General features: G+C 66.2%; 13 protein-coding genes. 3 read left to right on the top strand and 10 right to left on the bottom strand.

The window, feature by feature from the left end; all coding sequences use genetic code 11:
• The first annotated feature begins 21 nt into the window (after positions 1-21).
• Positions 22-792, top strand: a complete 771-nt coding sequence (locus C4N9_RS13660) for an IclR family transcriptional regulator (RefSeq protein ID WP_109533902.1) — start codon at positions 22-24, stop codon at positions 790-792.
• A gap of 11 nt (positions 793-803) precedes the next feature.
• Positions 804-2,159 (top strand): aspartate aminotransferase family protein, encoded by a 1,356-nt coding sequence (locus C4N9_RS13655; protein WP_109533901.1) that lies wholly within the window; start codon positions 804-806, stop codon positions 2,157-2,159.
• A gap of 193 nt (positions 2,160-2,352) precedes the next feature.
• Here C4N9_RS13655 and lpdA read toward each other — a convergent pair whose 3' ends face one another.
• The 8 genes from lpdA to sucC form a co-directional block, all read right to left on the bottom strand.
• Positions 2,353-3,741 (bottom strand): dihydrolipoyl dehydrogenase, encoded by a 1,389-nt coding sequence (lpdA, locus tag C4N9_RS13650; protein ID WP_109533900.1) that lies wholly within the window; start codon positions 3,739-3,741, stop codon positions 2,353-2,355.
• A gap of 49 nt (positions 3,742-3,790) precedes the next feature.
• A complete protein-coding gene (locus C4N9_RS13645) occupies positions 3,791-4,180 on the bottom strand; it encodes an MAPEG family protein (RefSeq protein ID WP_109534066.1) in 390 nt (129 codons plus the stop codon).
• 8 nt (positions 4,181-4,188) lie between these two features.
• Positions 4,189-4,593, bottom strand: coding sequence for an MAPEG family protein (locus C4N9_RS13640; protein WP_245902560.1), 405 nt, complete (start codon positions 4,591-4,593; stop codon positions 4,189-4,191).
• Positions 4,590-5,132 carry a L,D-transpeptidase family protein gene (locus C4N9_RS13635; protein ID WP_109533899.1) on the bottom strand — a complete coding sequence of 181 codons (543 nt, stop codon included), beginning with the start codon at positions 5,130-5,132 and terminating at the stop codon, positions 4,590-4,592. The genes C4N9_RS13640 and C4N9_RS13635 overlap by 4 nt, the downstream gene beginning before the upstream one ends.
• A gap of 77 nt (positions 5,133-5,209) precedes the next feature.
• Complete coding sequence (gene odhB, locus C4N9_RS13630) at positions 5,210-6,472, bottom strand: 2-oxoglutarate dehydrogenase complex dihydrolipoyllysine-residue succinyltransferase (protein WP_109533898.1); 1,263 nt, start codon at positions 6,470-6,472, stop codon at positions 5,210-5,212.
• 4 nt (positions 6,473-6,476) lie between these two features.
• Positions 6,477-9,440 (bottom strand): 2-oxoglutarate dehydrogenase E1 component, encoded by a 2,964-nt coding sequence (locus tag C4N9_RS13625; RefSeq protein ID WP_109533897.1) that lies wholly within the window; start codon positions 9,438-9,440, stop codon positions 6,477-6,479.
• 419 nt (positions 9,441-9,859) lie between these two features.
• Positions 9,860-10,744, bottom strand: a complete 885-nt coding sequence (gene sucD / locus C4N9_RS13620; RefSeq protein WP_109533896.1) for a succinate--CoA ligase subunit alpha — start codon at positions 10,742-10,744, stop codon at positions 9,860-9,862.
• Between the two features lie 4 nt (positions 10,745-10,748).
• Positions 10,749-11,942, bottom strand: a complete 1,194-nt coding sequence (gene sucC / locus C4N9_RS13615) for an ADP-forming succinate--CoA ligase subunit beta (protein ID WP_109533895.1) — start codon at positions 11,940-11,942, stop codon at positions 10,749-10,751.
• A 225-nt stretch (positions 11,943-12,167) separates the two neighbouring features.
• Between sucC and C4N9_RS13610 the strand changes: the two genes are divergently transcribed.
• Positions 12,168-13,415 carry an MFS transporter gene (locus C4N9_RS13610; RefSeq protein WP_109533894.1) on the top strand — a complete coding sequence of 416 codons (1,248 nt, stop codon included), beginning with the start codon at positions 12,168-12,170 and terminating at the stop codon, positions 13,413-13,415.
• Here the strand turns inward: C4N9_RS13610 and purN are convergent.
• The gene (gene purN / locus C4N9_RS13605; protein ID WP_109533893.1) at positions 13,405-13,992 is read right to left on the bottom strand and encodes a phosphoribosylglycinamide formyltransferase; all 588 of its coding nucleotides are present in this window, start codon (positions 13,990-13,992) and stop codon (positions 13,405-13,407) included. The two genes, C4N9_RS13610 and purN, sit on opposite strands and share 11 nt — an antisense overlap.
• Entirely contained in the window at positions 13,989-15,032 is a 1,044-nt protein-coding gene (gene purM / locus C4N9_RS13600) for a phosphoribosylformylglycinamidine cyclo-ligase (RefSeq protein ID WP_109533892.1), read from the bottom strand. The genes purN and purM overlap by 4 nt, the downstream gene beginning before the upstream one ends.

Genomic DNA, 15,032 nt, shown 5'->3' with positions numbered 1-15,032 from the left:
GCCCCTGATCCCGGACCCCCGATGCGAACCGTCGAGAAAGCCCTGAGATTACTGGATTTCTTCACCGACAAACGGGTCGAGATCGGTCTCTCCGATCTGGCGCGGCTCTCGGGAATCGACAAGGCGACGGTGCTGCGGATGCTGGCCGACATGGCCGAATGCGGCTTTGTCGAGCAGAATCCGGAAACCCGCCGCTGGCGGCTGGGGGCGGGCGTGCTGCGGCTTGCGCGGCTGCGCGAACATGCCCAGCCGGTGACGCGCGTGCTGACCCCGATCCTGGAAAAACTGGCGCAGGAGACCGGCGAGACGGCGCATGCCTCGCTCCTGTCGGGGCGCGACCTGGCCAATATCGGCGTGATCGAGCCCGCCCGCGCCAACCGCGTCTATATCGAGCCGGGCCTGGTTCTGCCGCTGCATGCCACCGCCTCGGGCATCGCCGTCACCGCCTTCCTGCGCCCCGAACAGCAAGAGCGCGTGCTGGCGCGGACGCTGACCGCCGTGACCGGCATGACTCCCACCTCGCGCGCGGCGCTTGAACAGGTGGTGCGCCGCACCCGCGAGCGGGGCTACGCGGTCGCCGACCAGACCTTCGAGGCGGAAGTCTACGGCATCGCCGTGCCGATCTTCGGCCCCGACGGCTATGCCGCGGGCGCGCTGGCGGTGGCGATCCCCGCCTCTCGCGCCAGCGACGAGCACGAACGCAAGATCATCGCCGCACTCGAACCCGCCGCGCAAAGCGCGACGACCGGGCTCGGCGGGCGGCCCAGCCCCGAACACCGCATCTCATCATAAGGGAGAGCCCGATGCCGAAGGACGAGAATTTCCTCAAGGCCAACAATGCCCGCCACCTGTGGCACCCGATGACCCATCCGGCCGATCACCACAGAAACCCGCCGACCATCGTCACCGGCGGTCAGGGCGTACGGATCACCGATATCGACGGTCATTCCGTGATCGACGGCGTGGGCGGGCTGTGGAACGTCAATCTGGGCTATTCGTGCCAGCCGGTGAAGGACGCGATCGCGGGCCAGCTGGACGAGCTGCCCTATTACTCGATCTTCCGCGGCACCTCGAACGACAAGGTGATCGAGCTGGCCGAGGCGCTGAAGGATTTCTTCGCCCCCGACGGGCTGAGCCGCGCTTTCTTCACCTCGGGCGGCGGCGACAGCGTGGAAACCGCGCTGCGGCTTGCCCGCCAATACCACAAGATCCGCGGCGAGGCCGGGCGGATCAAGTTCCTGTCCCTGAAGAAGGGCTATCACGGCACCCATTTCGGCGGCGCCTCGGTCAATGGCAACGCCAATTTCCGCACGATGTACGAGCCGCTCCTGCCCGGCTGCTACCATATCCCCGCCCCCTATCCCTATCGCAACCCGTTCAACGAAAGCGATCCCGCGCGTCTGGCACAGCTCTGCCTGCAGGCGCTCGAGGACGAAATCGCCTTCCAGGGCGCGGGAACCATCGCGGCGATGATCATGGAGCCGATCCTTGGCGCGGGCGGTGTCATCGTGCCGCATGAAAGCTTCATGCCCGGCGTGGCCGAGATCTGCCGCAAGAACGGCATCCTGCTGATCGCCGACGAGGTCATCACCGCGTTCGGCCGCACCGGCGCCTGGAGCGGCTCGCGGCTCTGGGGTGTGCAGCCCGACATGATGTCGACCGCCAAGGCCATCACCAACGGCTATTTCCCCTTCGGCGCGACGATGATCTCGGACGGCGTGGCCGAGGTGTTCGAAAAGGACGAAACCGGCAAGGCCGCGATCGGCCATGGCTACACCTATTCCGGCCATCCGGTGGGTGCGGCAGCGGCGCTGGCCTGCCTTGCGGAAACGCAGCGGCTCGACGTCGCCGCGAATGCCAAGGCGCGCGGCGCCGAGCTGTTCGCGGGCGTGCAGGCACTCAAGGACAAGTACGACGTGATCGGCGACGTGCGCGGCGGCTACGGGCTGATGGTGGCGCTGGAACTGGTTTCGGACCGCGCGACCAAGGCCGCGCCCGACAAGGCCACCGCCGCGAAGGTGCAGCAGGTCGCTTATGAAAACGGCGCCATGGTGCGGGTTTCGGGGCCGAACATCATCCTGTCGCCGTCGCTGGTTCTGACGGCGGACGATGTGCAGGGGATCCTCGGCGCGCTCGACGCGGGCTTCCGCGCACTGTGAGGCTGACGAGAGGGGGGCTGTCTGCCCCCCTCGGCCTGCGGCCTCACCCCCCGAGGATATTTGCGGAACAAAGATGCGCGGTTAAGGAAATTTAGGGCGCGGCGCCTCAACGCGCCTCACCTTCATTTTGCTAAAAATACTCCACGGGTGTCCGGGGGTGTGAAACCCCCGGGGGCCGCCGCCGGCGCGTTTCTCAGGCGTGGATCGCGCCGTCGCCGCAAGCGAGGGCGGCTTCGCGCACCGCTTCCGAATAGGTCGGGTGCGCGTGGCAGGTCAGGGCCACGTCCTGCGCCGAGGCGCCGAATTCCATCGCCACGCAGATTTCGTGGATCAGGTCGCCCGCGCCCGGACCGATGATGTGGCAGCCCAGCACGCGGTCGGTCTTCTTGTCGGCGAGGATCTTCACGAAGCCCTCGGCCTGGAAGACCGCCTTGGCGCGCGCGTTGCCCATGAAGGGGAACTTGCCGACCTTGTATTCGACGCCCGCTTCTTTCAGCTGCTCTTCCGTCTTGCCGACATTGGCCACTTCGGGCGCGGTGTAGATCACGCCCGGGATCACGCCGTAATTCACGTGGCCATGCTTGCCGGCGATCACCTCGGCCACGGCCATGCCCTCGTCCTCGGCCTTGTGGGCCAGCATCGGGCCGACCACGGCATCGCCGATGGCGTAGATGCCCTTGACGCTGGTCGCCCAGTGGTCGTCGATCTTGACCTGACCGCGCTTCTCCATCTCGACGCCCAGATCGGCCAGACCCAGCCCGTCGGTGAAGGGCTTGCGGCCGGTCGCGACCAGCACGATATCGGCGTCGATCGAATGCTCGCTGTCGTCTTTCTTCAGCCTGTAGGTGACGCTGGCGCCGCCGTCTTTCTTTTCGGCCTTCTGCACCGCCGCGCCGAGGACGAACTTGAAGCCCTGCTTGGTGAGGATCTTCTGGAAGTTCTTGGCGATTTCGGCATCCATGCCCGGCGTGATCGCGTCGAGATACTCGACCACCGTCACCTCGGCGCCCAGGCGCTGATAGACCGAGCCCATTTCCAGACCGATCACACCCGCGCCGATCACCACGACCGATTTCGGGATCTTGCCCAGCGACAGGGCGCCGGTCGAGGTGACGATCACCTCTTCATCGACCTCGACGCCGGGCAGCGAAGCCGCTTCCGAGCCGGTGGCGATGACGATGTTCTTGGCCGAATGCACCTCGTCGCCGACCTTGACCTTGCCGGCCTCGGGGATCGAGCCCCAGCCCTTGAGCCAGGTGACCTTGTTCTTCTTGAACAGGAATTCGATGCCCTTGGTGTTGCCGTTCACCACATCCTGCTTGTAGGCCTGCATCTTTTCCCAATCGACCGTCGGCGCGTCGCCCATCAGGCCCATCTTGGCGAAGTTCTCATGCGCCTCGTGCAGGTGGTGGGTCGCGTTCAGAAGCGCCTTCGACGGGATGCAGCCGACATTGAGGCAGGTGCCGCCCAGGGTCTCGCGTCCTTCGACGCAGGCAACCTTGAGGCCCAGCTGCGCCGCGTGGATGGCGCAGACATAGCCGCCCGGGCCCGCGCCGATGACGATGAGGTCGAAGTCAGCCATAATCGTTTCCTTCCGTATGCCCCGCGCGGGGGCCAGTCGTGGGCGGTGCTCAGATCAGCGCCGCGATCAGCATGAGGATCGTGGCGAGAAATCCCACGAACCAGATGGCCGAGCGCCAGGGCACCCAGCCGAAGAGATAGGCGGGCACGTAGAGCACCCGCGCGCCGAGATAGGTCCAGGCCGCGGCCTGCGTCACGCCGGTCGACTGGCCGCCCTGCGTGACGACCAGAACCGCGATGGTGAAAAGGATGAGCCCTTCGAAATGGTTGTTCATCGCCCGGTGCGCGCGCCCGGCAAGGCCGGTCAACTGGCGCGGCTCATCGCGCGGCGACGCCGCGTATTTCGGGCCGACCTGCTGCTGCGCGGTGACCGAGAACAGCGCGAATTGCACCGCCTGCAACAGCGCCGCGAGGGTCAGGACAAGAAGTTCGGGTGTCATCATCCCCCTCAGATAAGGCCGAGAACCAGAAGCGCCAGCGTCGACAGCATGCCCACGCCGAAAATCAAAGTGCGCCACGGCACCCAGGCCAACGCGTAGGCGGGCACGTAGAGCACCCGCGCGCCGACATAGATCCAGGCCAGAACGGCGGTCGCGGTCGAGCTCTTGCCCGCCAGGACCACGACCAGAACGGCGATGATGAAGGGGCCGACATTCTCGGTGAAATTGTCGGTGGCGCGGCGCAGGCGCTTGGTCAGCGGCGACAGGCGTTCGTCGAGGTTTTCGCGCGTGCCGGTATTGCCCTCGGTGCCGATATCGCGCGTGAGAAACCGCTGGGCTATGAAGATCGTCGCGAAATGCACGAAGGCGAGGGCCGAGAGGGCGGCGAGTTCGGGGGTCAGGCCGGGCATCATGGGCGGATCTCGATCACGGTGCCATCGGGGACGAGCGACCAGATCTCGCGCATCTCGCCATTGGTGACGGCGATGCAGCCCGCCGTCCAGTCGCGGGTGCGCTGCAGGGCGCCCAGGAAACCCCAGCCATTGTTGATGCCGTGGATCATGATGTCGCCCCCGGCGCTGCGGCCATGCGAGGCGGCATAGGCCACGTCCTGCTCGTTGGGATACGAGATGTGCAGGCTGAGATAGGCCAGCGAATTGGGGTTGCGCCAGTCGATGACATAGGTGCCCTCGGGCGTGCGGCCGTCGCCTTCGAAGCGCTTCGGCCCGTCATTGGCGCCGTCGCCCATCGAGATGCGGTATTCGCGGATCGGCTGCCCCTGCCGGTACAGGATCAGCCGCCGCGCGTCTTTCAGCACGAGGATGAAATCCGCCTGTTCATGCGCGGGCGCCATCTCGGGCAGGCCGCGGCGGAAAAGCTGGGCGCTGGCCGGGCTGGCGGTGCTCAGCGCGAGGGCTGACGCGACGGACAGAAGGGCGGTGCGGCGGTTCATGGCGGATTGCTCCGGCGAAAGGGGCGGTGCGTGCAAGCACGCACCCTACAGCGTGGGTGCGTGCCCGCCTGTCGGTCTTACAGGTCCAAAAGCAGGCGCTGCGGATCTTCCAGCGCCTCCTTGACCCGCACAAGGAAGGTCACGGCGCCCTTGCCGTCGACGATCCGGTGATCGTAGGACAGGGCGAGGTACATCATCGGCCGGATGACGATCTGACCGTCCACCACGACCGGGCGGTCCTGGATCTTGTGCATGCCCAGGATCCCCGATTGCGGGGGGTTCAGGATGGGCGAGGACATCAGCGAGCCATAGACGCCGCCGTTCGAGATGGTGAACGAACCGCCCTGCATTTCCGCCATCGACAGCTTGCCGTCGCGGGCGCGCAGGCCCAGTTCGCCGATCTTCTTCTCGATGCCGGCAAAGCTCATCTGGTCGGCATCGCGCACGACCGGCACGACCAGGCCCGACGGCGTGCCCACGGCCACGCCCATATGAACGTAGTTCTTGTAGACAATTTCCTGGCCGTCGATCTCGGCGTTGACTTCGGGCACTTCCTTCAGCGCATGGCAGCAGGCTTTGACGAAGAAGGACATGAAGCCCATCTTCACGCCGTGCTTCTTCTCGAACTGCGCCTTGTACTCGTTGCGCAGCGCCATCACCGCCGACATGTCCACCTCGTTATAGGTGGTCAGCATCGCGGCGGTGTTCTGCGCGTCCTTCAGGCGGCGCGCGATGGTGGCGCGCAGGCGGGTCATCTTCACCCGCTCTTCGCGCACCGCGTCATCGGCGGGAACCGGGCCGCGCGGCACCGAGACCGGCGCGGGGGCCGAGGTCTGGGCGGGGGAGGCCTTGGTACCGTCGGACACTGCGCGCTGCACGTCTTCCTTCATCACCCGGCCGTCGCGGCCGGTGCCCTGAACCTGATCCGACGACAGGCCCGCTTCGGCCATCGCCTTCTTGGCCGAGGGAGCATCCTCGCCCTTTTTCTCGCCGTCTTTCTTGGGCTCTTCCTTGGGCGCGTCGGCCTTCGGCTCTTCGGCGGGCTTGTCGTCTGCCTTGGCGTCGGACTTGGCGTCCGATTTCGGCGCGGGGGCGGCGCCCTCGCCTTCCGAGATCATCGCCAGAAGGGCGTTCACGCCGACCGTTTCACCCTCGGCGGCGATGATTTCGGACAGGGTGCCCGAGGCGGGCGCCGGAACCTCGACCGTGACCTTGTCGGTTTCCAGCTCGCACAGCATCTCATCGGCAGAGACGGCATCGCCCGGCTTCTTGAACCAGGTGGCGATGGTCGCTTCCGAGACGCTCTCCCCAAGCGTGGGCACGCGGACTTCGATGCTCATGACGTTACTTTCCTTCCGACGACAGCGCTTCGTTGACGAGCGCTTCTTGCTGAGACTTGTGCCGCGACGCCAGACCCGTGGCGGGCGAGGCCGAGGCGGCGCGACCGGCATAGCGGGCGCGCGTTTGCTTGGCGCCGATTTCGATCAGCGACTCTTCCAGCAGGGGCGCGATGAACGACCACGACCCCTGGTTTTTCGGTTCTTCCTGGCACCAGACCATCTCGGCATTCTTGAAGCGCGCGAGCTCCTGGCAGATCGACTGCGCCGGGAACGGATACAGCTGTTCGACACGCAGAAGATAAGTGTCGTCGAGCCCCCGCGCGTCGCGCTCGGCCAGCAGGTCGAAATAGACCTTGCCCGAGCACATCACCACGCGCTTGATCTCGGCGTCGGGCTTCAGCGTGATCGTCGAGTTGTTGCCCTTTTCGGCATCGTCCCACAGGATCCGGTGGAAGGTGGACCCTTCCGTGAAATCGGCGCTGGTCGAGGTGCACATCGGGTGGCGCAGCAGCGACTTCGGCGTCATCAGCACCAGCGGCTTGCGATAGTCGCGGTGCATCTGGCGACGCAGGATGTGGAAATAGTTCGCCGGGGTCGAACAGTTGGCGACGATCCAGTTATCTTCGGCCGACATCTGCAGGAAGCGCTCCAGACGCGCCGAGCTGTGCTCGGGGCCCTGCCCCTCGAAGCCGTGCGGCAGCAGCAGGACCAGGCCCGACATCCGCAGCCATTTCGACTCGCCCGAGTTGATGAACTGGTCGAACATGATCTGCGCGCCGTTGGCGAAGTCGCCAAACTGCGCTTCCCACGCGACCAGCGCGTTGGGTTCCGACAGCGAATAGCCGTATTCGAAACCCAGCACCGCGTATTCAGAGAGCATCGAGTCGATGACCTCGTAGCGGGCCTGACCGGCGCGGATGTGGTTGAGCGGGTAATACCGCTCTTCGGTGCTTTGATCGACGAAGGCCGAGTGCCGCTGCGAGAAGGTCCCGCGCGAGCAATCCTGACCGGCCAGACGGACCGGATAACCCTCGACCATGAGCGAACCGAAGGCCATCGCCTCGGCCGTGGCCCAGTCGAAACCCTCCCCGGTCTCGAACATCTTCTTCTTCGCGTCGAGCTGGCGGGACACCGTGCGGTGCAGATCGAAATCCGCCGGATGGCTGGTCAGCGCCGCGCCGATTTCCTGCAGCGTCTCTTCCTTGATCGCCGTCTGGCCGCGCTGATAGTTCTGATCCTTCGGCTTCATGGTCTTCCAGCGCCCGTCCAGCCAGTCGGCCTTGTTGGGGCGGAATTCCTTGGCGATCTCGAACTCGCTGTTGAGATGCGACTGGAACGCGGCCTTCATGTCCTCGATCTCGCCCTCGGGGATGAGACCGTCATTGACCAGACGCTCGGTGTAAAGCTGCAGCGTCGTCTTGTGGCGCTTGATGTTCTTGTACATCGCCGGGTTGGTGAACATGGGCTCGTCGCCCTCGTTGTGACCGAAGCGGCGGTAGCAGAAGATGTCGATGACCACGTCCTTGCCGAAGCGCTGGCGGAACTCGGTCGCGACCTTGGCGGCGTGGACCACGGCTTCGGGATCGTCGCCGTTGACGTGGAAGATCGGCGCTTCGACCATCAGCGCGATATCCGTCGGATAGGGCGAGGTGCGCGAGAAATGCGGCGCGGTGGTAAAGCCGATCTGGTTGTTGACGATGATGTGGATGCAGCCGCCGGTGCGGTGCCCCTTGATCCCCGACAGCTGCAGGCATTCGGCGACGACGCCCTGCCCGGCAAAGGCCGCGTCCCCGTGCAACAGGATCGGCAGCACGGCGGTGCGCTCGGCATCGTTGAGCTGGTCCTGCTTGGCGCGGACCTTGCCCAGGACGACCGGGTTCACGGCCTCCAGGTGCGACGGGTTCGCGGTCAGCGAGAGGTGCACGACATTGCCGTCGAATTCCCGGTCCGACGAGGCGCCGAGGTGGTATTTCACGTCGCCCGAACCGTCGACATCGTCGGGCTTGAAGCTGCCGCCCTGGAACTCGTTGAAGATCGCGCGATAGGGTTTGGACATCACGTTGGCCAGCACCGACAGGCGCCCGCGATGCGGCATGCCGATGACGATATCCTTCACGCCCAGCGCGCCACCGCGCTTGACGATCTGCTCCATCGCAGGGATCAGCGCTTCGCCGCCGTCAAGCCCGAAGCGCTTGGTGCCCATGAACTTGACGTGGCAGAACTTCTCGAAGCCCTCGGCCTCGACCAGTTTGTTCAGGATCGCGCGGCGACCCATCTTGGTGAAGGTGATTTCCTTGCCGTAGCCCTCGATCCGCTCTTTCAGCCACGCGGCTTCCTGCGGGTTCGAGATATGCATGAATTGCAGCGCGAAGGTGCCGCAATAGGTCCGCTTGAGGATCTCGATGATCTGCCGCATCGAGGCGACCTGCAGGCCCAGCACGTTGTCGATGAAGATCGGGCGATCCATGTCGGCATCGGTGAAGCCGTAGGCTTTCGGATCCAGCTCGGGATGCATCGACTCGTCGCGCATGCTCAGCGGGTCGAGATTGGCGATCAGGTGGCCGCGGATCCGGTAGGCGCGAATGATCATCAGCGCGCGCAGGCTGTCCAGAACGGCGCGCTGCACTTCGCTGTCGGTGATCTCGACGCCCTTCTCGGCGGCCTTGGCGCGGATCTTGTCGCCCGCGGCCTTGCCCTCGGTCGCGGCGGGCCACATGCCGGTCAGCGCGCCCATCACCTCGTCATCGGGGGTCGGCGGCCAGTCCTTGCGGGCCCAGCTCGGGCCTTCGGCCTGCTTGGTGGCGGTGGCGTAATCGTCGCCATTCGCCTCGAAGAACGCAGCCCAGGCGGCGTCCACGCTCGCCGGATCCTGCGCGTAGCGCGCCTGCATCTGGTCGATGTAATCGGCATTCGCCCCGTCCAGGAAGGACGTGGCATGCATGGCGTCGTTGGGGCTTTGATCGTTCATCTGTTTGTCCTCGGCATGAGGGAAGGAAGCTTAGGGGTTCGAACGGATCGACGTCGGTGTCTTGTCACCCGCGACGCCGCCGATACGCGTCATGGTGATAGTCTGGGGCACGATCGTGACCGGAATGTTGATGCCTGCACCCTGAAGCGCAGGGGTGGCGGGAAAGGGGTCTCTCCCAACCATAGGGCGCGACCGGCGCGCCGCCAGAAGTTTGTCGCCCGGACCGGATCTGTCATCCGCCCGGAGCGTCCCTGCGCACCCGCCGGCTGCACGCGGAAGGCGGGCCGTCTCCGGCCCGCCATCGGTGAGGCGCCGTGCGCCCGCCGGCTGCGCGCCCCCGCGACCAGCCACCAGTGCCCCGCCCGCTGGAGCGGGGGCACTGACTGGGATCGCAGGGGCAGCCGGAGGGTGCATGACGCTTAGCCCTTGATCGCCTTCATGACGGCTTCGCCCAGCGTGGCGGGGCTGTCGGCAACGACGATCCCGGCCGATTTCATGGCCTCGATCTTCGATTCCGCGTCGCCCTTGCCGCCCGAGACGATGGCACCGGCATGGCCCATGCGACGGCCCGGAGGGGCGGTGCGCCCGGCGATGAAACCGGCGGTCGGCTTGTAGCGGCCTTTTTTCTTCTGTTCCTTCAGGAACTCGGCCGCTTCTTCCTCGGCCGAGCCGCCGATCTCGCCGATCATGATGATCGACTGCGTCTCGTCGTCGTCGAGGAACATGTTCAGCACGTCGATATGCTCGGTGCCCTTGATCGGGTCGCCGCCGATGCCGACTGCGGTCGACTGGCCCAGGCCCATGTCCGAGGTCTGCTTGACGGCTTCGTAGGTCAGCGTGCCCGACCGCGACACGACACCGACCGAGCCGCGCTTGTGGATATGACCGGGCATGATGCCGATCTTGCAGGCGTCGGGGGTGATGACACCGGGGCAGTTCGGGCCGATCAGGCGCGACTTGCTGTCGATCAGCGCCCGCTTCACGCGCATCATGTCGAGCACCGGAATGCCCTCGGTGATGCAGATGATCAGCTCCATCTCGGCGTCGATCGCTTCGAGGATCGAGTCGGCCGCGAAGGGCGGCGGCACATAGATGACCGAGGCATTCGCTTCGGTCACGTGCTTGGCCTCGTGCACCGAGTTGAAGACCGGCAGCTCCAGATGCGTGGTGCCGCCTTTGCCGGGCGTCACGCCGCCGACCATCTTGGTGCCGTAGGCGATGGCCTGTTCGCTGTGGAAGGTCCCCTGCGAGCCGGTCAGGCCCTGGCAGATCACCTTGGTGTTTTCGTTGACAAGAATGGCCATTCTATTACCCCTTCACCGCTTTCACGATTTTCTCGGCGGCGTCGGACAGGTTGTCCGCGGCGATCACGTTGAGACCGCTGTCGTTGATGATCTGCTTGCCCTGTTCGACATTGGTGCCCTCTAGCCGCACGACCAGCGGAACCTGCAGGCCGACTTCCTTCACCGCGGCGATGGTGCCCTCGGCGATGATGTCGCAGCGCATGATGCCGCCGAAGATGTTCACCAGGATGCCCTTCACGTTCGGGTCCGAGGTGATGATCTTGAAGGCTTCGGTCACTTTCTCTTTCGTGGCGCCACCGCCGACATCGAGGAAGTTCGCAGGCTCGGCGCCGTAGAGCTTGATGATGTCCATCGTGGCCATCGCCAGGCCTGCGCCGTTGACCATGCAGCCGATCTCGCCGTCGAGCGCGATGTAGTTCAGGTCGTATTTCGACGCGGCGAGTTCCTTCGGATCCTCTTCCGTCTCGTCGCGCAGCGCGGCGATATCGGCGTGGCGGTAGATCGCGTTGCCGTCGAAGCCGATTTTCGCGTCCAGAGCCTTCAGGTTGCCGTCGGTCATCACGATCAGCGGGTTGATCTCGAGCATCTCCATGTCCTTCTCGATGAAGGCGCGATAGAGATTCTTGACCAGGGCCACGCATTGCTTGACCTGCGGGCCTTTCAGACCCAGCGCGAAAGCGACGCGGCGACCGTGGAAATCCGACAGGCCCGATGCGGGATCAACGCTGAAGGACAGGATCTTCTCGGGCGTCTTTGCGGCGACTTCCTCGATGTCCATGCCGCCCTCGGTCGAGCAGACGAAGGACACGCGCGAGGTGCCGCGGTCGACCAGCAGCGCGAGGTAGAGTTCGGTCTCGATATCCGAGCCGTCCTCGATATAGATGCGGTTGACCTGCTTGCCGGCCGGGCCGGTCTGGTGGGTGACGAGCGTGCGACCCAGCATCTGCTTGGTCATCGCCTCGGCCTCTTCCACCGACTTGGCCAGACGCACACCGCCCTTTTCGCCCGCTTCGGCTTCCTTGAACGAGCCCTTGCCACGGCCCCCGGCATGGATCTGCGCCTTGACGACCCAGAGCGGACCGTCGAGCTCGCCCGCCGCCGTCTTGGCTTCTTCGGCTCTCAGGACGACGCGGCCGTCCGACACCGGCACGCCATAGCTGCGCAGAAGCGCCTTGGCCTGGTATTCATGGATGTTCACGGAACTGCCCCCGTTGCTGCGAATTTTGCCGTGTAATGACACAGGACCATCGTGGCACAAACGAAATATTCGTGCAAAACTGCGCGATGAAGGGTTTTTCTTTGTTTTGTGATCACGCCCTGAAAACGTGTGATCACAAGTCTCGGAACCGTGATCGCGCGATGATGGCCCGGCCCGCATCGCGTCAAACGGGTATCGAAGAGAGCAGGGTCACGAGTCGTCTCCATGGCAGCGCAAACACGACCCTCTGCGTCCGACCCGGGACCGCGCGCACCCCGGGAGCGTCCGTTCGGCGGCTGGCGCGCGGCGATCCAGCCCGTTCTGACGCTGGGACTCACGCAGATCGTGGGCTTCGGGTCGATCTATTACGCGTTCGGCGTGCTGGTCGCGCCCCTCAGCGCCGAGCTGGGCATTTCCCCGACCACCGCCTTCGCCTGTTTGTCCGTGGCCCTGCTGTCGGGCGCCCTGACCGCGCCGCTGGCCGGGCGGCTGATCGACCGGCGGGGCGCGCGGACGATGATGGCCGCAGGCTCGGTCGGCTGCGCGCTGGCCTTCGCGCTTCTGTCGCAGGCCGGCGCGGTCTGGAGCCTTGTGCTGGCGCTGATCGCGGTCGAGATGCTGGCGCCCCTGGTGCTGTATGACGCGGCCTTCGCCGCCGTCGCGCAGGCCGTCGGCGAAGCCCGGGCGCGCGCGGCGATCACCATGACGACGATGATCGGCGGCTTTGCATCGACCGTGTTCTGGCCGCTGACGCTGTATCTGTCGCAGGGCTGGGGCTGGCGCGAGACCTACCTGGCCTTTGCCGCGCTCCACCTGATCCTGTGCCTGCCGCTGCACCTGTCCTTGCCGCGCGGCCCGGGATCGGACGCGCCCCGCGATCCGGCCGCGCCCCGCTTCGCCCCCCTGCCCGCGCGCCTGCACGGCCGGGCGATGGTGCTTCTGGCGCTGGGGCTGAGCCTGAGCTGGGCGGTGATGTCGGCGTTCAGCGCGCAATGGGTGCCGGTGCTGGGCGCGGTCGGCCTGCCCGAGGCCACGGCGGTCGCCGCGGGGGCGCTGATGGGGCCGTCGCAGGTGGGCGCGCGGGTGCTCGACATGCTGTTCGCCAGCCACCGCCACCCGATGGGAACCGCGCTGGTCGCGATGGCCTGCCTGGCGCTGGCGCTGGTGGTTCTGGTGCTGGCACCGGTCGGAGTGGTGACGGTCTCGGTCTTCGCGGTGCTGTTCGGCATCGGCCAGGGCCTGGCCACAACCGTGCGCGGCACTGTGCCGCTGGCGCTGTTCGGGCTGCTGGGCTACGCGGCGCGGCTGGGCAAGCTGGCCGGTCTGCGGATGCTGGTCGCGGCTGTGTCACCCTTTGCCATGGCCGCCTCGCTGGCCACGCTGGGGCCGTGGATCACGCTTTGGCTGTTCGCCGCCCTGGCCGCGTTGTCGCTGGCGCTGCTGGCCTGCGTGCCGTGGCGCGTCACAGAATGAGCGGCGCGCGCTCGCCCTCGACGAAACGCCGCAGCACGGCGGGATAAAGCCGGTGCTCCTGCACCAGCACCCGCGCGGCGAGCGTCTCGGCATCGTCGCCCGGCAGAACGGGGACCCGCGCCTGCCCCAGAAGCGGCCCGGCATCCAGTTCGGCGGTGACTTCGTGCACGGTGCAGCCGGCCTCGGTATCGCCGGCGTCCAGCGCGCGCTGATGGGTATGCAGGCCGGGATAATTCGGCAGAAGCGAAGGATGGATATTCAGCATCCGCCCTTCGAAGCGCCGGATGAATTCCGGCGTGAGGATGCGCATGAACCCGGCAAGGCACACGACATCCGGCTCGGCCCTCTGCAGCGGCTCAAGCAGCGCGGCCTCGAAAGCGGCGCGGTCGCCCTTGAAATCGCGATGATCGACTGCCGCTGTGGCGATGCCCATGGCGGCGGCGCGCTCCAGCCCCTTGGCCGCGGGGTCGTTCGACAGGACCAGAACCGGACGGGCCGGGTGATCGCCGGTCATCGACTGTGCCAGCGCCACCATGTTCGAGCCACCGCCCGAAATCAGGATGGCGACGCGCGTCACAGAAGCGACCCGGAATAGGCCACGCCCTCTCCCTCGATCACATGACCCAGCCGCGACACGACCTCGCCCGCGCCGATCAGAAGCGCTTCCAGATCGTCGGCGCGTCCGGGCTCGACCACCAGGATCATGCCGATGCCCGAGTTGAAGGTCTTCAGCAGCTCGGCCTGTTCCAGCTCGGCATTCTGGGCGAGCCAGCGGAAGACCGGCGGCAGGCTCCACGACGTCAGGTCGATCCTGGCGCCCAGCCCCTCGGGCAGCACGCGCGGCAGGTTCTCGGTCAAGCCGCCGCCGGTAATATGCGCCAGCGCATGAACGCCGCCCGCCTTGATGGCGCCCAGGACCGGGCGGACATACAGCCGCGTCGGCGCCAGAAGCGCAGCACCCAGCGTGCCGGGGCCGAAGGGGCAGGAATCGTCCCATGACAGGCCCGTCTTCTCGACGATCTTGCGCACCAGCGAATAGCCGTTCGAATGCACCCCGTCCGAGGCAAGCCCCAGCAACACGTCGCCCGCCTTCACGCCCTTGGGCAGGTCCTGCCCGCGCTCCATCGCGCCGACCGCGAACCCGGCAAGGTCGAAATCGCCCGTGTGGTACATGCCCGGCATCTCGGCCGTCTCGCCGCCGATCAGCGCGCAGCCGGAATGCGCGCACCCCTCGGCGATGCCCTCGATGATGCGCGCGGCCTCGTCGACCTCGAGCTTGCCGGTGGCGAAGTAATCAAGGAAGAAGAGCGGCTCGGCGCCCTGACAGACCAGATCGTTGACGCACATCGCCACGAGGTCGATACCGATCGTGTCCACGTTGCCGGTATCGATGGCGATGCGCAGCTTGGTCCCCACCCCGTCGGTCGCGGCGACAAGGATCGGGTCCTCGTAGCCCGCGCCCTTCAGGTCGAACAGCGCGCCGAACCCGCCAAGGCCCGACATCGTGCCCGCGCGCGTCGTGCGTTTTGCCGCCGGCTTGATCCGCTCGACAAGCGCGTTGCCGGCATCGATATCGACGCCCGCCTGAGCATAGGTCAGTCCCTTGGTCCCGGTCAT

Origin of the sequence: Pararhodobacter marinus, assembly GCF_003122215.1 — a bacterium.
GTDB classification, from domain to species: domain Bacteria; phylum Pseudomonadota; class Alphaproteobacteria; order Rhodobacterales; family Rhodobacteraceae; genus Pararhodobacter; species Pararhodobacter marinus.
The sequence above is the reverse complement of the archived record's forward strand: the minus strand, read 5'-3'. Positions and strand labels throughout refer to the sequence as shown.

Coding starts and splice junctions, on each gene's coding strand:
- C4N9_RS13660 (WP_109533902.1), top strand. CDS start 22: ATGCGAACCGTCGAGAAAGCCCTGAGATTACTGGATTTCTTCACCGAC.
- C4N9_RS13655 (WP_109533901.1), top strand. CDS start 804: ATGCCGAAGGACGAGAATTTCCTCAAGGCCAACAATGCCCGCCACCTG.
- lpdA (WP_109533900.1), bottom strand. CDS start 3,741: ATGGCTGACTTCGACCTCATCGTCATCGGCGCGGGCCCGGGCGGCTAT.
- C4N9_RS13645 (WP_109534066.1), bottom strand. CDS start 4,180: ATGACACCCGAACTTCTTGTCCTGACCCTCGCGGCGCTGTTGCAGGCG.
- C4N9_RS13640 (WP_245902560.1), bottom strand. CDS start 4,593: ATGATGCCCGGCCTGACCCCCGAACTCGCCGCCCTCTCGGCCCTCGCC.
- C4N9_RS13635 (WP_109533899.1), bottom strand. CDS start 5,132: ATGAACCGCCGCACCGCCCTTCTGTCCGTCGCGTCAGCCCTCGCGCTG.
- odhB (WP_109533898.1), bottom strand. CDS start 6,472: ATGAGCATCGAAGTCCGCGTGCCCACGCTTGGGGAGAGCGTCTCGGAA.
- C4N9_RS13625 (WP_109533897.1), bottom strand. CDS start 9,440: ATGAACGATCAAAGCCCCAACGACGCCATGCATGCCACGTCCTTCCTG.
- sucD (WP_109533896.1), bottom strand. CDS start 10,744: ATGGCCATTCTTGTCAACGAAAACACCAAGGTGATCTGCCAGGGCCTG.
- C4N9_RS13610 (WP_109533894.1), top strand. CDS start 12,168: ATGGCAGCGCAAACACGACCCTCTGCGTCCGACCCGGGACCGCGCGCA.
- purM (WP_109533892.1), bottom strand. CDS start 15,032: ATGACCGGGACCAAGGGACTGACCTATGCTCAGGCGGGCGTCGATATC.